Annotated in this window: 23 protein-coding genes; 14 read left to right on the top strand and 9 right to left on the bottom strand. The window is 64.9% G+C overall.

Translation table 11 applies throughout. The features are described 5' to 3' along the window. Window positions 1–18: 18 nt before the first annotated feature. From R3P93_RS15205 to R3P93_RS15225, 5 genes are all read right to left on the bottom strand, one after another. A complete protein-coding gene (locus tag R3P93_RS15205) occupies window positions 19–2,196 on the bottom strand; it encodes an AAA family ATPase (RefSeq protein ID WP_149406574.1) in 2,178 nt (725 codons plus the stop codon). 33 nt (window positions 2,197–2,229) lie between these two features. Continuing rightward, a complete protein-coding gene (pssA, locus tag R3P93_RS15210) occupies window positions 2,230–3,084 on the bottom strand; it encodes a CDP-diacylglycerol--serine O-phosphatidyltransferase (RefSeq protein WP_149406575.1) in 855 nt (284 codons plus the stop codon). A gap of 8 nt (window positions 3,085–3,092) precedes the next feature. Then, window positions 3,093–3,809, bottom strand: coding sequence for a phosphatidylserine decarboxylase (locus R3P93_RS15215; RefSeq protein ID WP_149406576.1), 717 nt, complete (start codon window positions 3,807–3,809; stop codon window positions 3,093–3,095). A 132-nt stretch (window positions 3,810–3,941) separates the two neighbouring features. Then, window positions 3,942–4,208 carry a GlsB/YeaQ/YmgE family stress response membrane protein gene (locus tag R3P93_RS15220; protein WP_068048126.1) on the bottom strand — a complete coding sequence of 89 codons (267 nt, stop codon included), beginning with the start codon at window positions 4,206–4,208 and terminating at the stop codon, window positions 3,942–3,944. An 88-nt stretch (window positions 4,209–4,296) separates the two neighbouring features. Beyond that, window positions 4,297–4,761, bottom strand: a complete 465-nt coding sequence (locus R3P93_RS15225; RefSeq protein ID WP_068048129.1) for an SRPBCC family protein — start codon at window positions 4,759–4,761, stop codon at window positions 4,297–4,299. Between the two features lie 169 nt (window positions 4,762–4,930). On the opposite strand from R3P93_RS15225, the gene R3P93_RS15230 reads away from it, so the two are divergent. Then, entirely contained in the window at window positions 4,931–5,326 is a 396-nt protein-coding gene (locus R3P93_RS15230) for a hypothetical protein (RefSeq protein WP_141215320.1), read from the top strand. Beyond that, a complete protein-coding gene (locus R3P93_RS15235; protein WP_068048135.1) occupies window positions 5,323–5,517 on the top strand; it encodes a helix-turn-helix transcriptional regulator in 195 nt (64 codons plus the stop codon). The genes R3P93_RS15230 and R3P93_RS15235 overlap by 4 nt, the downstream gene beginning before the upstream one ends. A 54-nt stretch (window positions 5,518–5,571) precedes the next feature. Here the strand turns inward: R3P93_RS15235 and R3P93_RS15240 are convergent, their stop codons facing one another. Then, entirely contained in the window at window positions 5,572–6,369 is a 798-nt protein-coding gene (locus tag R3P93_RS15240; RefSeq protein WP_149406577.1) for a DUF1206 domain-containing protein, read from the bottom strand. Window positions 6,370–6,793: 424 nt separating this feature from the next. On the opposite strand from R3P93_RS15240, the gene R3P93_RS15245 reads away from it, so the two are divergent. The 6 genes from R3P93_RS15245 to R3P93_RS15270 are packed head-to-tail and all read left to right on the top strand — an operon-like array spanning window position 6,794 to window position 11,951. Further along, a complete protein-coding gene (locus R3P93_RS15245) occupies window positions 6,794–8,449 on the top strand; it encodes an FAD-dependent oxidoreductase (protein ID WP_149406578.1) in 1,656 nt (551 codons plus the stop codon). Beyond that, window positions 8,446–9,906 carry an ATP-binding protein gene (locus R3P93_RS15250; RefSeq protein WP_149406579.1) on the top strand — a complete coding sequence of 487 codons (1,461 nt, stop codon included), beginning with the start codon at window positions 8,446–8,448 and terminating at the stop codon, window positions 9,904–9,906. Before R3P93_RS15245 ends, R3P93_RS15250 begins: the two co-directional genes overlap by 4 nt. Continuing rightward, window positions 9,903–10,247 carry a UBP-type zinc finger domain-containing protein gene (locus tag R3P93_RS15255; RefSeq protein WP_094641005.1) on the top strand — a complete coding sequence of 115 codons (345 nt, stop codon included), beginning with the start codon at window positions 9,903–9,905 and terminating at the stop codon, window positions 10,245–10,247. The genes R3P93_RS15250 and R3P93_RS15255 overlap by 4 nt, the downstream gene beginning before the upstream one ends. Beyond that, on the top strand, window positions 10,244–10,663 hold the full coding sequence (locus tag R3P93_RS15260) for a DUF1801 domain-containing protein (RefSeq protein WP_149406580.1): 420 nt from the start codon (window positions 10,244–10,246) through the stop codon (window positions 10,661–10,663). The genes R3P93_RS15255 and R3P93_RS15260 overlap by 4 nt, the downstream gene beginning before the upstream one ends. Continuing rightward, window positions 10,660–11,337, top strand: a complete 678-nt coding sequence (locus tag R3P93_RS15265) for a GOLPH3/VPS74 family protein (RefSeq protein WP_317533374.1) — start codon at window positions 10,660–10,662, stop codon at window positions 11,335–11,337. The genes R3P93_RS15260 and R3P93_RS15265 overlap by 4 nt, the downstream gene beginning before the upstream one ends. Before the next feature lie 8 nt (window positions 11,338–11,345). After that, window positions 11,346–11,951: a DJ-1/PfpI family protein gene (locus R3P93_RS15270; protein WP_149406582.1), complete on the top strand. Its 606-nt coding sequence runs from the start codon at window positions 11,346–11,348 to the stop codon at window positions 11,949–11,951. On the opposite strand, the gene R3P93_RS15275 is transcribed toward R3P93_RS15270, so the two are convergent. Continuing rightward, window positions 11,931–12,278, bottom strand: coding sequence for a DoxX family protein (locus R3P93_RS15275; protein ID WP_094641008.1), 348 nt, complete (start codon window positions 12,276–12,278; stop codon window positions 11,931–11,933). The genes R3P93_RS15270 and R3P93_RS15275 overlap by 21 nt on opposite strands. A 79-nt stretch (window positions 12,279–12,357) precedes the next feature. Here R3P93_RS15275 and R3P93_RS15280 point away from each other — a divergent pair, with 79 nt between their 5' ends. Continuing rightward, on the top strand, window positions 12,358–12,687 hold the full coding sequence (locus R3P93_RS15280; protein WP_149406583.1) for a winged helix-turn-helix transcriptional regulator: 330 nt from the start codon (window positions 12,358–12,360) through the stop codon (window positions 12,685–12,687). Window positions 12,688–12,730: 43 nt separating this feature from the next. Here R3P93_RS15280 and R3P93_RS15285 read toward each other — a convergent pair whose 3' ends face one another. Further along, window positions 12,731–14,593, bottom strand: coding sequence for a BCCT family transporter (locus R3P93_RS15285; RefSeq protein WP_188078697.1), 1,863 nt, complete (start codon window positions 14,591–14,593; stop codon window positions 12,731–12,733). Between the two features lie 289 nt (window positions 14,594–14,882). Here R3P93_RS15285 and R3P93_RS15290 point away from each other — a divergent pair, with 289 nt between their 5' ends. From R3P93_RS15290 to R3P93_RS15300, 3 genes are read left to right on the top strand one after another with little or no spacing between them, the layout of a single operon-like run. After that, on the top strand, window positions 14,883–15,797 hold the full coding sequence (locus R3P93_RS15290; protein ID WP_149406584.1) for a serine/threonine-protein kinase: 915 nt from the start codon (window positions 14,883–14,885) through the stop codon (window positions 15,795–15,797). Between the two features lie 46 nt (window positions 15,798–15,843). After that, entirely contained in the window at window positions 15,844–16,218 is a 375-nt protein-coding gene (locus tag R3P93_RS15295) for a TetR/AcrR family transcriptional regulator (RefSeq protein ID WP_149406585.1), read from the top strand. Further along, window positions 16,215–16,568, top strand: coding sequence for a PH domain-containing protein (locus R3P93_RS15300; protein ID WP_149406586.1), 354 nt, complete (start codon window positions 16,215–16,217; stop codon window positions 16,566–16,568). Before R3P93_RS15295 ends, R3P93_RS15300 begins: the two co-directional genes overlap by 4 nt. Before the next feature lie 37 nt (window positions 16,569–16,605). Here R3P93_RS15300 and R3P93_RS15305 read toward each other — a convergent pair whose 3' ends face one another. Further along, window positions 16,606–18,087 carry an amino acid permease gene (locus tag R3P93_RS15305; protein WP_068048170.1) on the bottom strand — a complete coding sequence of 494 codons (1,482 nt, stop codon included), beginning with the start codon at window positions 18,085–18,087 and terminating at the stop codon, window positions 16,606–16,608. Between the two features lie 417 nt (window positions 18,088–18,504). Here R3P93_RS15305 and groL point away from each other — a divergent pair, with 417 nt between their 5' ends. After that, window positions 18,505–20,130: a chaperonin GroEL gene (groL, locus tag R3P93_RS15310; protein ID WP_094641012.1), complete on the top strand. Its 1,626-nt coding sequence runs from the start codon at window positions 18,505–18,507 to the stop codon at window positions 20,128–20,130. A 90-nt stretch (window positions 20,131–20,220) separates the two neighbouring features. Then, on the top strand, window positions 20,221–21,018 hold the full coding sequence (locus R3P93_RS15315) for an RsiV family protein (RefSeq protein WP_149406587.1): 798 nt from the start codon (window positions 20,221–20,223) through the stop codon (window positions 21,016–21,018). Window positions 21,019–21,021 lie beyond the last annotated feature (3 nt).

Raw genomic sequence — 21,021 nt, forward strand, 5'->3', positions numbered from 1 at the left:
CCTGCTACGAATTTGCGCTCACGACCCGTAGGCCTCCAGATGCGCCACCTGCTCGGGATCGAGTGACGGTTTCACCGTCGCCCGAGCAGCGGCGACATCGGCGGCGGTGACGTCGGCTGCATCCATCGACCGACGCATCGCCGTCAACGCGGCCTCGCGCAACAGAGCCGCGCAGTCGGCCGCGGAGTAACCGTCGAGGTCGCGCGCCAGCGACTCGAGATCGACGTCCGAGGCGAGCGGAATGGACTTGCCCGACGCCTTCAGGATGGCCACGCGGGCATCGGAATCCGGCGGCGGCACGAAGACCAAGCGCTCGAGTCGGCCCGGCCGAAGGAGCGCGGGATCGATCAGATCGGGCCGGTTGGTTGCGCCGAGTACGACGACATCGCGCAACGGTTCGACGCCGTCGAGTTCGGTCAGCAGCGCCGCGACGACCCGATCGCCGACGCCGGAATCCGAACTCTGGCCGCGCCGGGGCACCAGGGCGTCCACCTCGTCCAGGAAGATCAGCGAGGGAGCGGAATCGCGGGCGCGCTGAAAGAGTTCTCGGACAGCCTTTTCCGAGGATCCGACCCACTTGTCCATCAACTCCGCGCCCTTGACCGAGTGCACGCTGAGCTGCCCGGAGCTGGCGAGCGCCCGCACGAGGAACGTCTTGCCGCAGCCGGGCGGGCCGTAGAGCAGGACTCCCCGCGGCGGCTCGATTCCCAAGCGCGCGAACGAGTCCGGATGCCGCAGCGGCCACAGTACTGCCTCGGTGAGTGCCTGTTTGGTCTCGACCATGTCGCCGACGTCGTCGAGGGTGAGGCTGCCGATGGCCAGCTCCTCGCTGCCCGATCGTGACAGTGGGCGGATCACCTGGAGTGCGCCCACCAGATCGTCCTGGGTCAACGAGGCCGCGGCGGAATCGTTCGACGCGCGAGCCGCCGCTCGCAGCGCCGCCTCCCGGGTCAGTGCAGCCAGATCGGCGACCACGAAACCCGGTGTTCGTGAGGCTATCTCGCCGAGATCCACATCGCCCTGCGGTACCTTTCGCAGCAGATGCTCCAGCAATCCCTTGCGGCCTGCCGCGTCGGGCAGGGTGAGGGTGAGTTCTCGATCGCACAGGTCCTGACCGCGCAGTCGTGGATCGGTGCCCTCCGGGTGGGCCGTCGTCGCGATCAGAGCCAGACCGGGAGTGTCGACGGCCCGGCGCAGAACGTCGAGGACGAACGTGGACGCCGGTTCGGGATCGGAGGGCAGCAATGCGTCGACGTCGGTGATGAGCAGCACCCCGGATCCCGACAGTTCGTCCACGGCCGCGGTGACCCGCTCCACGCGAGCCGACGCCTCGAGCGCGCCGATCGACGGCCCGTCCAGCACGACACAGGCGCGATCGCCGACGACCGCACGCGCCAACGTGGCCTTGCCCACCCCGCCGGGTCCGGTGATCAGCACCCCCAGGTGCGGTGACGCGCCGAGTGTCGCCAGCAATTCGGACTCGTCCAGCGCCAGCCGCAGCCATTCGGTGAGTTTCGACTGCTGAACGCTCACTCCCACCAGATCTGCCACGCCGACTCGCGGGGCCGCGGTCTTCGGCGCGGGAATCGACGCTGCCGGTGTCTGCGCCGAACCGACGGTGCCCGAGCCCCATCCGACCGCCGAATTGGGCTGCACACTGACCGGGCCACCTGACGGGTCGACGGCCGAGACCGTCAACAGCTCCGTGGTCCACGCCACCCCGAACGTCCTCGACAGCGCCTGCGTCGCCGACGAAGTGGAGGTGCCGGGACCCAGATCGCGGGGGAGGAGTGAGACCGTGTCGCCCACCGTCAGCACCTTGCCGAGCAACGCTTGCCGCAGGGTGGCGTCGGAGATGGAACCGGTGGCGAGTGCGGAACCTGTCACCGTGACGGTCCTGGCTCCGTAGACGGTGGCGGGTCCGACTGCGACAGAGGCGTTTTCGCGCAGCCCGGTATTGGAGAGCGTGACGTCGTCCAGGAGCGCGGTGCCCTGCGGTGATCCCTCGGGTGCCGCGGCAACGACGGCGGCCGTGCGGCGAGAACCGATGAGCGACACCGCATCCCACTCCCGAAGGCCCAGTGCGGCGAGCACCTCCGGGTGTAGTCGCACGACGCCGCGTCGGGCATCTGCCGCGGACGTGTTGAGGCGGGCGGTGAGAACGAGCTCAGGCGTCGTCGAGCGAGATTCGGTCACCACAGCCACACTAATGGTTCGGCTGCGGGTGGATCAGCTACGAGGCCGACGCAGTCCCAGACGTGCCTGCGACCGGCGCGCGTTGCCCGGCGCTCGGCGGATGGCCCGACGCTCGGCCCGACGTTCGGCCGGCTTGGCATCCCAGGTGTACGGGCGCGCGGCCGTCCAGCGCTGCGAGCGCACCGCGAACGGAATGTGCACCAGGTAGGCCAGCACCAACCCCATCAGCAGAATCAGCGGGAAGGTGATAAGCGCTGCGGCGAGCAGAGCGACCAGAACCAACAGCCCCGCGGCCAGCCGCGGAGGTACCGAGACGGTTTTGAGCGCCAACGTGGGGATGCGGCTGACGATCAGACCAGCGGTGATGATCGCCCAGCCGGCGACGACGTAGAACGACGCCCACCAACCGTCGCCGAACTGCTCGAAGCCCGCGATCGGAGCCATGGCGATGAGCGCTCCCGCGGGGGCGGGAACTCCGGTGAAGTACTCGCGCGCGTAGGCAGGAGTGTCGTCCTCGTCGAGCAGAGTGTTGAAGCGCGCGAGGCGGAGCACGATGCTCACCGCGTAGACCAGCGCCACGATCCAGCCTCCGCTGCTGCCCTCGAGCAGTGTCACGTACAGCACCAGCGCCGGGGCGACACCGAACGAGATGGCGTCGGACAGCGAATCCAGTTCGGCGCCGATCTTGCTGGTGGCGTCGAGCAGTCGGGCGATGCGACCGTCCAACGCGTCGAGGATCGCAGCGGCACCGATCATGGCGAGCGCGGTGCCGAGTTGGCCGTCGAGGGCGAACTTGACCGCGGACAGGCCGGAGCACAGCGCGAGAATCGTGACGACGGACGGGAGCAGACGAATGGCAGCAGGTGGCTTGGCGCGTCTGGTGATCATGTCGGTTTCTACTGCGAGAGCTCGGCGAGCACTGTTTCGGCACCGACGGCCCGCTGGCCGCGTTCGACCAGCAGGGTGGTGCCCGCCGGGAAGTAGGTGTCCACGCGGGAACCGAATCGGATCAGTCCGTAGGTGTCGCCGATCGACAAGGTGTCGCCGACCTCGGCGTTGTTGATGATGCGTCGCGCAATGAGGCCGGCGATCTGCACGACGGCGACATCCTGACCGGAAGCGGTTCTGATGTGCATGCTGTTGCGCTCGTTGACCTCGCTGGCCTCGGCGAGGTCGGCGGATTTGAACTGACCGCGACGGTGCACCACTTCCACGACTTTTCCGGCGACGGGAACACGCTGTACGTGGACGTCGAGGACGGAGAGGAAGATGCTGACGCGCGGGACCGGCTCGGAGCCGAGAGCGAGCTCGGCCGGAGGAACGGCAGTGTCGACGAGTGTGACCAGGCCGTCGGCGGGAGCGACGACGACGCCGGGGCGATTCGGCGGCACTCGCGACGGGTGGCGGAAGAAGGTGGCGCAGGCTCCGGCGGCAACGAGGCCGGCGTTGCGGACCCACTTGGAGCGTCGACCGAGAACGGCGACGGCCAGCGGACCGCCGACGAACGGCAGCCCTGCGGGGTGTAGCGGTGGAATCGTTTCACGGACCAAGTCGACGATGTGAGCCGCTCCGGTGCGGGGCGGTTGACCAATCGGGGCGGGACGGCGTGCCACGGTCTCCTCTAACTTTTGTCGGACAGGTGTCGGTAGGTCGTGGTGCTGCGAGCGAATCGTGCGTCAACACGCGACTGCCGGAGCCATCACAGCGTACGTGAGGGCCCCGGCAGTCGAGAGGTGCGAGTGAGATCAGACGCGGCTGCGGCCCGTCACGAGCTTGACCAGGAACAGCAGGATGCACGCGCCGAGCAGGCAGGTGATGAAGCTGAAGATGATTCCGCCGCCCTCGACGTCGAGGAACGTGCTGAGCAGGAAGCCGCCCAGGAGGCCGCCGACGATGCCGACGACGATGTTCAGGATGATGCCCATCTGAGCATCCGTCTTCATGATCTTGCTACCGATCCAGCCGGCGAGTCCGCCAATGATGATCCAGCCTACAAATCCGAGTCCCAACATAGGGTGCCCCCACTTTCCGTTCGTGTTTGTTGCTTGTCGAAACGACGGATGCCCGCGGGAAACAAACCTGAAACATTCCTGAGAAAAGTTATTTCTGGCTGGACTTCTCGCTCTCGGCCTTGATTCGACGCAGGGTCTTGTTCATGCCCTCGACGAGTTCGACGTCGAACTCGTCGATGCCCCCGAGGATGCGCTTGACCAGCAGTGACGACACTGCCGTGGTGCCCGTCGGTGCCTCCCGCTTCTCGACGACGGTTGTTCCGGTCGCGGTGGGAGTGAGCGTGTAGGACCAGATCGTCTTGTTCTCCACGACGCGGAACGCGAGTTCGCGGTTGGGTTCGAAGGTGACGACCTTGGCGGTGGTCGGCCAGACGAGCATCCCCTTGCGGTTGACGTTGAGCGTCTTGGTGCCCTTGCCGACCGGTCCGCCGAAGACCTTCATCTTCTTGCACTGCGGGCTCCACTCGCCCATGCGCTGCAGATCGGACACGATCGACCAGACGGTCTCGGGGCTCGCGGCGATGTCGATCGTGGCTTCGAGAGTCTTGCTCAACGTGGGCCTCCAGGTATGTGTGACTGAACGTTACGACAAATCGGTCACAGCATATGTGTGTCCGAGCTCATAGCGAAACGGGGCGACCGGGAATGTAAGAGAAGTTTGACATCGGAATCGAATGGGGGTGAGATATGTCAAAGAACTCGTACACGCACGGGAGGTTGTCATGAGGGTCGGACTGTCACGAGTGTCCGCAACCGTTCTCGGAACTGCCCTCGCCGCCGGTGTCGGGATCGTCGCCGCATCGGTGCGAGAAGAAGGCGGGTGGCAGGTAGGTCTGGTGTTCGCCGCGGCGGTGGCCCCTGCCCTCGTCGGCGCGATGTGGACATTGGTTCCGCAACGATCACCGAAGATGCCGGAGAATCCGGAGGATTCCGTCGAGTTCCAGTGGTTGCAGCACGCGTCGTCCGGTGCCTTCTTCGACCTGATGATCGCACTCGGCCTCGCGTCGGCTGCCTCGGCGATACTCGACACGGAGTTGGTTCCGGTAGTCGCGTTTCTGGTGTTGGCCATGGCCGACGTGGCCGTGCGGTACCTGGTCGTCTCGCGTACGCAGCGGTGACTTCGAATCACGTGCACCGGCTGCGCACTGCTGCCGGTTTGTCACAACAGCAGTGCGCCGACGCGGTCGGCGTCAGCAGGCAGACGATCATCTCGATCGAGAAGGGCCACTTCGACCCGCGGCTCTCTCTCGCGTTCCGCCTGGCCCGGCTGTTCGAGGTCAGCGTCGACGAGTTGTTCGATCCACGGTGATCGAGCAACCTTCCACAGGTGAACGGAAACTCGTAGCAGGCTACGAAGTTTCGCTCACATGCGAGCGAAGCGAGCCAATACGAAGGCGTAGAGCCCGTAGAGCGCGATGCCCACGCCGGCGAGGATCAACAGGACCTGACCGTACGGCTGCGAGCCGAGAGTCTTGAGAGCACCGTCGATGCCGGTGGCCTTGGACGGATCGGACTGCAGAACTGCCACCACGACGAGGAGTCCGGCTCCGACGAGGGCAGCGCCTTTGGCTGCGTATCCGGCGATGCCGAGTTTGACGACGGCCCCGCTCTGGTGTCCTTCGAGATCGTCGAGGAAGTTCTTCGAGACGCCCTTGTAGACGTGGTATCCGCCGACTCCGATGACGACCAGCGCGACGGCGATGAGCACGAGCTTGCCGCCGCCGGATTCCATCAGTCGGGCCGACCAGCCCGCGTTCTGTTGTCCGCTGGACTTGCCCGAGCCGGTGGCGAAGCCGTAGGTCGAGAAGGCGAACGCGATATAGACGACGGCCAGCGCGCCTGCTTTGAGACGGTCCATGGCACTCCCGGCGCCGGCGTCGGATTTCTTGCCGACGATCGCTTCGACGATGCGCCACAGCGCCAGCGCCACGAAAGCCACCACCGCCACCCAGAGCGCGATCTTTCCGCCGGGCTTCTCGGCCAGTTCGGCGAGTGCGCCGGACTGGTCTGCGTTGCCGGCCTGGCCGAACGCCAACCGGACGGCGATGTATCCGATCAGAATGTGCAGCACTCCGCTGACGAAGTGACCGGCGCGCGCTGCTTTCTCGAATGCTCCGTTGTTCTGCACGGAACTGGCCACAGAATTTCCCGACGTGTTCACGAACGTTCCCCGATCAGTTGATTTGGGCAGCCGTTTACCCCGACCGTAGGCGCAGGAAACTGTCTCGAGCTGCGAAACGCCGCACGAGATCCCACCGAGGCGTTAACACCGGGCGGACACTGATCGATGTAGCAAGCGGAGTGTCGGGACCAACGAAGAAATTGTTCGGAGTGATCCACCGTGAAATTACAGTCGATAATGCGTCGTACCAGCAGTGATCTCCCCCTGTTGAAAACCGCCAGGATGAGTGGGAGCCCACGTACGTGGCCCGCCGAGAAGCTCGAGCGGCTCCTCACCCCGCAGGAACTCGACCTGATTCGACGCGGCCGAATCTGACCCCGCTCTTTCCAGGCCTGCTTGCCTCCCATTCGGGGTGACGCGGTGGCATGCTCATGTCGTTGATGAGCACCAGTTCTGGAGGGTCATGAAACCGGTCATTCTCAGCGTCGACGACGACCCAGGAGTGTCGAGGTCGGTCGCCCGCGACCTACGTCGGCGCTACGGGGAGCAGTACCGCATCGTGCGGGCGGAGTCCGGTGCAGGCGCTCTCGACGCGTTGAAAGAACTCGCGTTGCGCGGTACCCCCGTCGCCATTCTGTTGGCCGACTACCGCATGCCGCAGATGAGCGGCATGGAATTTCTCGAGCAGGCCATGGACATCTTTCCGGCGGCCCGTCGCATTCTTCTCACCGCATACGCGGACACCGACGCCGCGATCGACGCGATCAACGTCGTCGATCTCGACTACTACCTGCTCAAGCCGTGGGATCCGCCCGAGGAAAAGCTCTACCCTGTGCTCGACGCCCAGCTCGAGGCCTGGTGTGCGTACGACCACCGAGCCGTCGAGGACACCAAGATCGTCGGCCACCGCTGGTCGGCGCGCTCGTCGGAGATCCGCGAGTTCCTCGCTCGCAACCAGCTGCCGTATCGCTGGTACATGTCCGACGAGGCCGAGGGCGCGCGGCTGTTGGCCGCGGCGGGCGTGGACGACGGACGGCTGCCGGTGGTCATCACCACCGAGGGCGCCGCGTTGATCGAGCCGTCCGATGCCGAACTCGGTGATCGGCTCGGTCTGACCGTCTCGCCGTCGGAGGAGTTCTACGATCTGGTCGTCATCGGCGGCGGTCCGGCCGGACTCGGAGCCGCGCTGTACGGCGCGTCCGAAGGCCTGCGGACCACCCTGATCGAGCGGACCGCGACGGGCGGTCAGGCCGGACAGAGTTCACGGATCGAGAACTACCTGGGTTTTCCCGACGGGGTCTCGGGAGCCCAGCTCGCCGAGCGGGCTCGTCGTCAGGCACTGAAGTTCGGTGCCGAGGTGGTCACCACTCAGGACGTCGTCGGCCTCGAAGCAAACGGTGCTGCGCGAACAGTGCGATTCGCCGACGGCCGTAGCATCAGCGCGCAGACGATCATCCTGTCCACCGGTGTCGCCTACAGGCGTTTGGACGCACCCGGAATCGACGACTTCACCGGACGCGGCGTGTTCTACGGATCGGCGATGACGGAGGCCGCGCGCTGCGCCGAGCAAGACGTCTACATCGTGGGAGGGGCGAACTCGGCCGGTCAGGCAGCGGTGTATCTCTCGCGCGGGGCCAAGTCGGTCACCATTCTGATCCGGGCCACCTCGCTCGAAGCGTCGATGTCGTACTACCTGATCAAGCAGATCGAAGAGAACCCGAAGATCAGCGTGCGGCCATGCACCGAGGTCGTCGGGGTAGCGGGAGACGGTCACCTCGAGTCGATCACGCTGCACAATCGAGCGACCGAGGAGACGACGACGGTCGACGCGCAGTACCTGTTCCTGTTCATCGGTGCGGCGCCGCGCACCGAGTGGCTCGACGGGGTTCTCGTGCGGGACGACCACGGATTCGTGGTCACCGGGCCGGATCTCGTCGTCGATGGACGCGGGCCTGCCGGGTGGACGCCCGCCCGTCTCCCACACCACCTCGAAACGAGTGTGCCGGGTGTGTTCGCTGCCGGTGACGTGCGATCCGACTCGGCCAAACGCGTCGCGTCGGCGGTGGGAGAGGGAGCGATGGCCGTGATGTTGGTGCACAGATATCTGGCGAACCCATGACCGAGCAGACGCAGAACACGCCCGCTTGTGATCCGGAAGAGTTACGGACGCTGTTCCTGTTCGAGCAGCTCACCGACGCGCAGCTGGCGGAGCTGTGCCGAGACGGGCGCATCGAAACGATCGAGCCGGGACCGGTGTATGCGGAAGGTGATCCGGCGACGTGCTTCTACGTTCTGATGGAGGGGGCCGTCGTCCTCTCGAAGCTTTCCGGTGGCGAGGACCTGGTGGTCAATCGCACCTCGCAACGCGGGGTGTATGCGGGTGCGTGGCAGGCGTACCTGGGCGATCGGGTGCCGCAGACGTACCAGGGTTCGATGCGGGTGACCGAGCCCTCCCGGTTCTTCGTGCTCGACGCCGAGTGCTTCGCGTCCATCGTGCGGGAGTGGTTCCCGATGGCGTTGCATCTGCTCGAGGGATTGTTCTTCGGCAATCAGAACACCAAGCAGATAGTGGAACAACGAGAACGCCTGTTGGCGTTGGGTTCTCTGTCGGCCGGGCTGACGCACGAACTGAACAATCCGGCGGCGGCTGCAGTGCGGGCGACGTCGGCGTTGCGAAATCGGGTGGCGCACATGCGGCAGAAGTTGGCGATGATCGCCGGCGGCACTCTCGATCGCGGCAGCTTGGCGCATCTGGTCGGACTGCAGAACGAGGCCGTGGAACTGGTCGCCAAGGCTCCGAAGCTGACCGCGATGGAGGCGTCGGACCGCGAGGACGAACTGGGAGAGTGGTTCGAGGACAAGGGCATCGGTGACGGCTGGGATCTGGCTCCGACGTTCGTCTCGGCCGGTCTCGACGTGCCGTGGCTCGATCGGGTTTCCGCGACAGTCGACGATCCAGCGTTGCTCGAGGGCGCAATTCGGTGGCTCAACTACACCGTCGAAACCGAGTTGCTGATGAACGAGATCTCCGATTCGACCACGCGCATCTCCACGCTCGTCGGTGCCGCGAAGCAGTATTCGCAGATGGATCGTGCGCCGTATCGAACGGTGGATATGCGCGAACTGCTGGACAGCACCCTGATCATGTTGGGCCGCAAGATCGGTGACGACATCACGGTGGTCAAGGACTACGACCCCACGGTGCCGCCGATCCCGGCCTACGCAGCCGAACTCAACCAGGTGTGGACCAATCTGATCGACAATGCCGTGCAGGCGATGGCGGCTACCCCCGAGGAGAAGGGGGTGCTGACGGTGCGGACGTCGTTGGACGAGGATCAGGTCCAGATCGAGATCTGCGACACCGGACCCGGTGTGCCGCAAGAGATTCGGTCGCGCATTTTCGAGCCCTTCTTCACCACCAAGCCGGTCGGCGAGGGCACGGGGCTCGGCCTGGACATCTCGTGGCGCATCGTGGTGAACAAGCATCAGGGTGAGCTGCGGTTGGTGTCCGAACCCGGTGACACACGATTCGTCGTGCGGTTGCCCGTCGACCCTGCAATCGAGGAGGAACCATGACCATCGAAGGCATCGACCCGAAGATTCCGCCGTCGGGACCGGGTTGTGTGGAGTGCACGCAGACGCAGGGGTGGTGGGTACATCTGCGGCGGTGCGCGCAGTGCGGGCACATCGGATGTTGCGATTCCTCGCCGTCGCAGCATGCCAGCAAACATGCAGAGTCCACCCGGCACCAGTTCGTGCGCAGCTACGAGCCCGGCGAGGAATGGTTCTACAACTACGAGGACGAGCAGATGTACGACGGGCCGGAACTGGCTCCGCCGCAACATCGTCCACTCGATCAGACGGTTCCCGGTCCGCGCGAGCGGGTGCCGTCGAACTGGCAGGCCCTGATCAATTGAACGAGAACCTGACGCGACCCGCCGACGTATCGGCCGAGGATTTCCTAGCGGCTGTGGAGCACCCGGTTCGCCGTGCGGACGGGTTCGCGCTCGCCGAGATCATGGGCCGCGTCACCGGGCAACCGGCGGTGATGTGGGGTCCGACGATGGTGGGTTTCGGAAGCTATCGATACACGACGGGCAGTGGCCGCCGGGGAGAGTATTTCGTCGTCGGGTTCTCCCCACGCAAGGCGAGTCTGTCGGTGTACGGCGCCACGTACGCCCCAGAGTCGGAGAGCTTGCTCGAACAGCTGGGAAAGCACAAGCGAGGAGCGGGTTGCCTGTACGTGAACAAGCTCGCCGATGTGGACATAGCGATTCTCGAACAACTGCTGGCATACAACTACCCGTACATTCTGAGTAGCCTCGCGTCATGACCTTGATCGCGGAGGACCTGCTGTTGCTGTTGCTCGACGACGACTCGGGCAAGCCGCTTGCCGACAGCACGAAGTTGCCACGGGTACTGGCAGGTGCGCTGGTCGTCGAGCTCGCCATGATCGGGTCGCTGCGCATCACCGGCCCGGACGAGCAGATCAAGAAGGATCACGTGGTCGTCGCAGGCTCGAGGCCGGAAGATGAGTTTTTGCGTCGAGTGTTCGATCTGGTCGCGTCGGCGTCGCGGCCGATGAAGCCGCAGAAGGTGATCGAGAAGTCGCAGAAGAATCTGGCGAAGGAACTGGCTGCGCGACTCGTCGCACAGGGTTTCGTCACGGAGAAGAAGGACAAGGTGTTGGGGTTGTTCCCGACGACGACGTGGCCCGCCCAGGACACCTCGCGTGAGAAGGTGCTGCGAGACGCGCTACGCAGCGCACTGGTGGACGGGACGACGCCGTCGCCGCACACGGCTGCGTTGATCTCGTTGATTTCGGCGGTGGATCTGACACACAAGGTGATCGAGGATGCGGACAAGAAGCTGCTGAAGCGGCGCGCGAAGGAGATCGCCGAGGGGGAGTGGGCCGGCGCGGCTGTGCGCAAGGCCGTCTCGGACGTCAATGCCGCAGTGATGGCCGCGGTCATGGTGCCCGTCATCGTCTCCACCACGAGCAGTTGAGGAAGAAAATGACCAGAAGCATTGCCATTCTGTTGTTCGACGATGTCGAGGTACTCGACGCGTGCGGCCCGTTCGAGGTGTTCTCGGTGGCCAACCGGGTGGCCGAACGTGCAGGCAGCGCAGCGCCGTTCGAGGTGACGCTCGTCGGGATCGACGACAGGGCAGCTGTTGCTCGGGGCGGAATGAGAATCGGCGTCGACACCACGATCGACGACCCACGGCCCTACGACCTCGTCTTGGTACCCGGCGGCGTCGTGGACGCAGTCGAGGCGAACGGCAGCGTTCTGCAGTGGCTGCAGGGTCTTCGGCCCACCGCCGAGTTGGTCGCGTCGGTGTGCACCGGTGCGTTCGTGCTCGCGGCTGCGGGACTGCTCGACGGTCGTCCGGTCACCACGCACTGGGAGGACTTGGAACTTCTGCGCGAACGGTGGCCCGCGCTCGTCGTTCACGAGGGTGTTCGGTACATCGATCACGGCGACCTGGCGACGTCGGCTGGTATCAGTGCCGGTCTGGATCTGGCGCTGCATCTGGTCGCGCGGTGGTCGGGAGCCGATCATGCTCTCGCCACCGCGGGCCGGATGGATTACGACTGGTCAGGCGCTGAGCACCCGTAGAACCAGCGCGACGACGGAGAACACGGCCAGTCCGGCGGCGGGTGCGAAGTCTTTGTCCCCGGCGCGCAGGTGCGCGACGACGGCTCCGACGAAGTAGAGGATGACGCCGACGGCGGCAGCGACGCCGATCGGCCAGACAACCAAGCCGACCAGGAGGCCGACGGCACCGAGGATCTCGAGGTAGGCGAGCCACGGGATCTTGTCGGCGGGAACCCCGACCTGCTCGAGCATCGGGACGACGGAGGGATTCTTCGTCAGTTTTCCGATCGCGGAGAACGTGAGTGCGACAGCGAGCAGAACCGAGACGACGAGGGTTGCGATGAACATGTGCCCTGCTTTCATTTCTGAGGCCACTAGTAATTGCGAAGTAGCAAGGCGGACTCTAGCACCTCGGTAGGGTGGAGGCATGGTCTCGAACGAGCAGCCTCACGACCCTCGTGCCTGTGATGGAGCGCTGACCAAAGCATTCGGCTTTCTCGGCAAGAGATGGAACGGCCTGCTGCTGGCGACTCTGATGAACGGGCCGATGGGATTCTCGGACCTCCGCCGCGCCGTCGGCGGGATCAGTGACTCGGTGCTGTCCGAGCGCCTCGGTGAGCTGGGCAGAGCAGGGCTGGTGGCACGGGCTGTCACGGACGGTCCACCCATCTCGGTGGAATACAGCCTGACGCCGTCGGGAGAGGCGCTGCTGCCGTCGCTGGAGGCTCTCACCGACTGGGCTTCGAAAAACCTCTGACCCCCGCGAAAGGTTCGCGAGGGTCAGAGAGTGGTGAAACGGCTCAGCTGGGGTTGTTCTGGTTCTGCCCCTCGGCCGATTCGGCGAACTCCTGAGTGTCGAAGACCTCTCCACCCAGGGGGTCGACCGGAGCGTTGTCGCTCGAGTACTCGACGGCTCCCGTCTCTGGATGGACTTCGAGCTGCTCGGTGGAGACCTCGTGCACTGCGAGTACGACGGTTCCGCCGGAAGCAGCCGAGGTCAACCCCTCCTGCGACGGCGTCAGGCCGGAGAACGTGCTCGAGATACCCGACGTCGCCTTCTTGCGTGGAGTCGGCCGAGCGGGGGCGTCCGTGTCGTCCCCGGTGACCTCCGAGGTGGTGGTCACCCGCACGTACCGCGGAGTGGTGGCGACGTCGTAACGGAACGCCTTGAGCATCGACACACACGCCAGCGCCAACACCACGGAGAACGGCACGGCCGTCGCAATCGACATCGTCTGCAACGCCGTCAGAGAGCTGGTCCCGCCGACGAGCAGCAGCACCGCTGCGGCGATGCCCTGCAGCACGGCCCAGTAGACGCGGGTGATCTTCGGGGTTTCCAGTTGGCCACCCGTCGAGAGAATGTCGATCACCAGCGAGCCCGAGTCCGAGGACGTCACGAAGAAGAACACGATGACCGCGATGGCGATGACACTGGTGATCGCGGCGATCGGGAGGCCGTCGAGCACCTGGAACAGGCTGGTGTTGGTGTTCACTGCCCCTTCGGCGTCGAGCAGGTCTCCCTCGTTGCGCTGCCGCAGGATGCCGGTGTCACCGAAGATGGTGAACCACAGCGACCCGACGATGGTCGGAGCCAGCAGCACGCCGAACACGAATTCACGGATGGTGCGGCCACGGGAGATACGCGCGATGAACATGCCGACGAACGGTGCCCAGCTCATCCACCAGCCCCAGTAGAAGATGGTCCAGCCGCCGGCCCAGCCGTCGTCGGAGAACGGCGAGGTGCGCAGGGCGAGCTCGGGCAGCGCCTGAACGTAGCCGCCGAGGTTCTGCACCCAGGACTGCATCAGGAACAGTGTCGGTCCCAGGAGCAGCACGAACAGGGCGAGCGCAGCCGCCAGACCCATGTTGATGTTCGAGAGCCACTTGAGTCCCTTGGAAACTCCACTGACCACCGAGAAGGTGGCGATGCCGGTGATCACGGCGATGAGCACGATCACGAACAGGTTGGTGGTCTCCACCCAACCGAGGTAGTCGAGGCCGGCCGAGATCTGCTGAACGCCGAAGCCGAGCGAGGTCGCGACACCGAACAGGGTGCCCACGATTGCGACGGTGTCGATGGCGTGGCCGATCGGACCTTCGATGCGCTTGCGGCCGAGCAGCGGCTCGAGCAGCCAGCGGACGGTCAGCGGGCGACCCTTGCGGTAGGTCATGTACGCCATGCCGAGTCCGACGACGACGTAGATGGCCCAGGCGTGCAGGCCCCAGTGGAAGAGGGTGAGCTCCATCGCCTGGCGAGCAGCGGGGTCGGTGCTACCGGGTACGCCGCCCGCCTCGGGTGGCGTCACGTAGTGCGAGAGCGGCTCGGCGACGCCGTAGAACACCAGGCCGATGCCCATGCCGGCGCTGAACAGCATGGCGAACCAGGACAGGACGCCGAACTCGGGCTTCTCGTCGTCGCGGCCGAGGCGGATGTTGCCCACTCGGCTCAGGCCGCAGTACAGGGCGAACAGCACGAAGCCGGTCGCGGCCAGGATGTACCACCAGCCGACGCCTGCGGTGATGGCTTCGTTGAGCGTCTCGAACGAATCCGCCGCCGTGCTCGCATAGACCACGGAGAAGGCGATCATCACGAAGATGATGATCGATGCGGGGATGAAAACCGGCTTGAGCAGGCCACCCCAGGCTTCTTTTATTGCTTTCACTTAACTTGACTTCCTTACAACTCGAGTCACCGTAATCGGCTGACCACTATCGGCTTGCCGTTCTTTTTCTCTTGTTTCGGTCAAGTACCGGTAATCACCATAAACGACATCGGCCCAGGTGGCGAAACGTGCGAGGGCGGCCGAACTGGGAAACGGGCGTGGGTGCGCACTCTGTCGAGTCGCCTCGAACAGTCGAACGGACTACAGTTCTGCCGATGCTGCGGACGTGTCCGATTGTGTCACCCCTCGTATTTCGCGGCGTGAAAAATGTTGTGCAGCAGGTGATTCGGTGACCGGTCGATTGCAGCCGGGTTCGGAGTTCGCCGGATTCCGGGTCCAGCGCCGCCTCGGGGTCGGCGGTATGAGCGAGGTGTATCTGGTTCTCGGCCGGGGCCACGATCGGTACGAGGCCCTCAAGATTCTGGACCGGGAGGCGTCGCGATCTCCGAGGTTGCGCAACAAGTTTCGGATGGAAGCGGCCGTCGCCGCACAGTTGGTGCACCCGAACATCGTGTCGGTGCACGAGCACGGTGAGTTCGAGCACCAGCTGTGGATGTCCATGCACTACGTGGACGGCTACAGTGCTGCGCGGCTCGTCGCCCGCGGACAGATCGCCCTCGACGTCTCTCGGGTGGCGCGCATCGTAGCCGAGGTGGCCAAGGGACTCGACTACGCCCACTCGCAGGGCGTCGTGCATCGAGACGTCAAGCCCGCCAACATTCTCATCTCCACCGACCGATTCGACGGATACGAGCAGGTGTTGTTGTCGGACTGGGGAATTGCGCGCCTATTGGGTGATTCGACTCCGCTCGCTGCAGGCGGGACGGTGTTGGCATCCATCCCGTACGCGGCACCGGAACTGCTTCGCGGGGGAGTGCTGAGCGCGCAGACCGACGTCTACGGCCTGGGGGCGACGCTCGTCGAACTGGCGACCGGCCGCACTCCGTATCCACTGGCCACACCGTTGGCCATCACCGCCGCGCATCTCACGGCCGAGCCGCCGTCGGTGACCCGTCGTCGACGGTCGTTGCCGCGGGGGCTCGACGCGGTGGTCGCGACGGCGTTGGCGAAGGATCCATCGGACCGTTTCCGAACCTGCGTAGAGCTCAGCGACGCCGTCGCGGCTGCAGTGGAAGCAGGAGTTCCGGAACCGCCGCCGCGACGCTCGCCGTTCACGAGGTCGCGGTGGCTCAAGTTTTCTTGACCGATCGTTCTTGACCGATCGGTCATAAATCTGTCATGCTCGACGCATGGGACGTACCAGAAGCTTCGACGAGGCCACCGTCGTCGCGTCGGCCGCCGAGCAGTTTCGATCCAACGGCTACGAAGGAACGTCCCTGGACGATCTGCTGCGCGTCACGGGACTGCATCGCGGCAGTCTCTATCAGGCGTTCGGCAGCAAGCGAGGATTGTTTCTCGCTGCGTTGACCAGTACCCGATGGGACGTGGATCTGCTACTGGTGGCGTTGTTGGAACTTGCGCCGTTCGACGATCATGTCCGCGAAATCTGCGCGAGCAGCCTTGCTTCCGGTGCCACCGAAAACGTCGCGCGCGCCCTCGGCGAACGGTTACTGGTGCGCGCCGGTATCGACTCGACCATTGCAATCGAAGGAGAACTCAGATGAATTCCGTGACCGTCGTCGACGGCACCCTGGTGGTGGAGCCGCAGGGGCTGGACAAGGTGTGGTCGTTCACTCGGAAGCTCGAGATCCCGCTGAGCAGCGTACGCGGAGCTACCCACGATCCGGGAGCAAGCAAGGAGCCCAAAGGAATTCGAGTACCGGGGCTCGGTCTGCCGGGAAAGACCGCGGGCACGTTTCACCGCGACGGCGTCAAGACGTTCTACAACGTCACCGGCAGTGCCGACACGATCGTCATCGAGCTCGAGCAGCAGGAGTATCAGCGGCTGATTCTGACGGTGGAGGATCCGCGTGCGGTGGTGCAGCTGATCAACAACGCCGCCGCGGCCGCGTGACGGGGCACCGGTCTTCGGGCCCCGTCACGCGAATCGGCTACTCCTCCGGTTCGGTCGGGCGGTTGGCCACCACCGGGTACTGGCCGGTGTAGCCGAGGCGTTCCTCTGCCACCGCGAGCACCTTGGTGCGCACCAGGAACCAACCACCGATCAGTGCGGGGACGATGACCACCAGAGTGGCGATGGTCCAGCTGCCGATCGGGGCGTCGAAGGCCATCAGCACCAGCACTCCGAAGAGGAATACCAGCGTCGCGTAGCTGGTGTACGGCGCTCCGAACAGCCGGAACTTGGGCCGCTCCACGATGCCCTTCTGGGACCAGCGGAACAGCTGGATCTGGCACAGCACGATGGTGGCCCAGCTGGCGATGATGCCCAGTGCCGACATGTTCAGCACGATCTCGAAGGCCTCGCCGGGGGCGATGGCGTTGAGCGCGACACCGAACAGCGTGATGAAGCAGGTGAGCAGAATGCCGCCGAACGGAACGCCGCCCTTGGTCATCTTCTTGGTGAACTCCGGCGCACTGCCGTTCATCGCCATCGACCGCAGGATGCGGCCCGTGGAGTACAGGCCGGCGTTGAGGCTCGACAGTGCCGCGGTGAGCACGACGATGTTCATGATGGTGCCCGCGCCGCCGAGGCCGATGCTCGAGAAGAACGTCACGAACGGCGACGTCCCGGACTGGTACGCGGTGTACGGCATCAGTAGGGCGAGCAGCACCAGCGAGCCGACGTAGAACAGTGCGATACGGGCGATGACCGAGTTGATCGCCCGCGGCATGATCTTCTCCGGGTTCTCGGTCTCACCGGCTGCGGTACCCACCAATTCGACTGCTGCATAGGCGAACACGACCCCCGAGATGACGATGACCAGCGGCCATGCGCCGGATGGGAACAAGCCGCCGTTGTCGGTGATGAGACTGATGCCCGGCATCTGGGTGCCGACGGGGATTCGGCCCGCGAGGAACACCACGCCCACGATCAGGAACGTCACCAACGCGATGACCTTGATGATGGCGGCCCAGAATTCCATCTCACCGAACCACTTGACCGACACGAGGTTCAGGCTCATGACGATGACCAGCGCGATCAACGCGATGACCCACTGCGGAATCACCTCGAAACTGCCCCAGTAGTGCATGTACGTCGCAATGGCGGTGACGTCCACGATGGCCGTCATCGCCCAGTTCAGGAAGTACATCCAGCCCGCGACGAAAGCTGCCTTCTCGCCGAAGAACTCGCGCGCGTACGAGACGAAGCTGCCCGACGACGGACGGTGCAGCACCAGTTCGCCGAGGGCCCGCAGGATGAAGAATACGAAAATTCCGCAGAGCGCGTAGGCAAGGAACAGGCCGGGTCCGGCGCTGGCGAGGCGTCCACCCGCGCCGAGGAACAGGCCGGTGCCGATCGCGCCGCCGATCGCGATCATCTGCAACTGCCGAGGTTTCAGGCCCTTGTGGTAGCCCTCCTCCTCGTGGTCCATCGCCGAGTTGTCGTACGAGGTGTCGACCGTATCGGACATGTTTCGATCCTTCTTGTCGTTTTTGTAGGGTTTTGTCCGAATTTTTTGGCGTCGAAGCTGTTGTCGCTCAACGGTATTAGCGCCGATGGTTCGATGCACAGTATTCGGATGTTAACAACGCGTACGGATGTGAACAGTGCGTGAAGGACCCTCGCGAAGGTGAGCATCCGCTCGCGGCTGTCGCCGCGCGGTGGCGTCGGGCATGGGGGTGGCGGTGGTTCGCCCCTCGGCTTGCATGAATGGTCGACCTTGCACTCGCCATGGTCGAGTGCTAGAAATGCAGTTGGCACTCTCGACACGTGAGTGCCAGGTCGGGACACGGTGAGGCCGGGGAATCAACGACACCCCTGGTCGTCCGTCGCGGGCACCGAGCTCGGCCAGCAATGTGTCACCCCCAATCCGGAGGATCACTTCGCAATGGCCAAGATCATCGCGTTCGACGAAGAGGCACGCCGTGGCCTCGAGCGAGGCCTCAATGCCCTCGCCGACGCAGTAAAGGTGACGTTGGGCCCCAAGGGTCGCAACGTCGTACTCGAGAAGAAGTGGGGAGCTCCCACGATCACCAACGATGGTGTTTCCATCGCCAAGGAGATCGAGCTCGAAGATCCCTACGAGAAGATCGGCGCCGAGCTCGTCAAGGAGGTCGCCAAGAAGACCGACGACGTCGCAGGCGACGGCACCACCACCGCTACCGTTCTCGCTCAGGCACTCGTCCGTGAAGGCCTGCGCAACGTCGCAGCCGGCGCGAACCCGCTCGGCCTCAAGCGCGGCATCGAGAAGGCTGTTGCAGCCGTCACCGAAGCCCTGCTCGCGTCCGCCAAGGAGATCGACACCAAGGAGCAGATCGCTGCTACCGCTGGCATCTCCGCAGGCGACCCGTCCATCGGCGAGCTCATCGCCGAGGCAATGGACAAGGTCGGCAAGGAAGGCGTCATCACGGTCGAGGAGTCCAACACCTTCGGCCTGCAGCTCGAGCTCACCGAGGGCATGCGCTTCGACAAGGGCTACATCTCGGCGTACTTCGCCACCGATGCAGAGCGCCAGGAAGCCGTCCTCGAAGACGCGTACATCCTGCTCGTCAGCTCCAAGATCAGCACCGTCAAGGACCTGCTGCCGCTGCTGGAGAAGGTCATCCAGTCCGGCAAGCCGCTCGTCATCATCGCCGAGGACGTCGAGGGCGAAGCTCTCTCCACCCTCGTGGTGAACAAGATCCGTGGCACCTTCAAGTCCGTCGCCGTCAAGGCTCCCGGATTCGGTGACCGTCGCAAGGCGCAGCTCGCCGACATCGCCATCCTCACCGGTGGCGAGGTCATCAGCGAAGAGGTCGGCCTCTCCTTGGAGACCGCCGGACTCGAGCTGCTCGGTCAGGCACGCAAGGTCGTCATCACCAAGGACGAGACCACCATCGTCGAGGGCTCGGGAGATTCCGACGCCATCGCCGGTCGCGTCAACCAGATCCGCGCCGAGATCGAGAACTCCGATTCCGACTACGACCGCGAGAAGCTGCAGGAGCGCCTGGCCAAGCTGGCCGGTGGCGTTGCAGTCATCAAGGCCGGAGCGGCTACCGAGGTCGAGCTCAAGGAGCGCAAGCACCGCATCGAAGATGCCGTGCGCAACGCGAAGGCAGCCGTCGAAGAAGGCATCGTCGCCGGTGGCGGCGTGGCACTGCTCCAGGCAGCGCCCGCACTCGACAACCTCAAGCTCGACGGTGACGAGGCAACCGGCGTGAACATCGTTCGCGTCGCACTGTCCGCCCCGCTCAAGCAGATCGCATTCAACGCCGGCCTCGAGCCTGGCGTCGTTGCGGACAAGGTCTCCAACCTCCCCGCAGGCCACGGCCTCAACGCCGCGACCAACGAGTACGAGGACCTGCTCGCTGCAGGCATCAACGACCCGGTCAAGGTCACCCGCTCGGCACTGCAGAACGCAGCGTCCATTGCGGCTCTGTTCCTCACCACCGAGGCCGTCGTCGCCGACAAGCCCGAAAAGGCCGGAGCGCCCGCTGGCGATCCGACCGGTGGCATGGGCGGCATGGACTTCTGAGTCCGCCCCTGCACTGAAGAAGCCCGACTCCCTTACAAGGGGGTCGGGCTTTTTCGTGTTCGAATCGGCTCGTTGTGGTTAGGGTCGGTCATGACTCGTATTCGCTCGATGACCGTCGCGTTGGCCGTGACCGTGGTCCTCGCGGGTTGCTCCACCTCGGGAACTGCAACGCCGGAGCTCGCACCTCCCGCTACCGCGGCACCGGCTACGACGATGAGCGTCGAGCCGACCGCCACAGCAGCGCCCGAGCCCACCGCGGAGCCGGACGCCGCCGAGCCCTACGTTCTGGGCAGCACCCGCGTCGCCGGATCCACGGGGAATGCGACGTACGACGTGGCCATTCCGCAGCTCAGTGGTGGGGATCCCGCCGTCACAGCGGAGTTCAACGAGTCGATGCGAGCCGCGCTGCAGGATCAGATCGATCGCGACTACGGATACGAGTTCGCTCTCAGCGACGGCTACTCGACGGGGACGACCCACGTGGGGAGCCGCGTGATCAGTGCCGAACAGATCACCGGGTGGATCGCCGTCCCGCCCGGAGCGCATGGCAATTCTCTGATTGCGACCGTGACGATCGACGCCGACACCGCGCAACCGATCTCCCTCGACGATGCGTTCACCGATCTCGACGCAGGTCTGGCTCGGCTCTCCGATCAAGCAGCGAGAATTCTTCCGACCACCCGGGCCGGCGAGAGCTTCGAGCGCTCGGGCATCGAGCCGACCGTGGCCAACTTCGGAAACTGGACGGCGTCACCGGAGGGGATGAACATCCACTTCGGGGACTACCAGGTCGGGTCCTATGGCATCGGCCTCATCACGATCACCGTCCCATGGACGAACCTGTCCGATGTCCTCGCTCCCGGCATGCAGGATGTGCTGAGCAGCTGACCC

It is taken from the genome of Rhodococcus cerastii (assembly GCF_033042195.1).
In the GTDB taxonomy this organism is placed as follows: Bacteria; Actinomycetota; Actinomycetes; order Mycobacteriales; family Mycobacteriaceae; genus Rhodococcoides.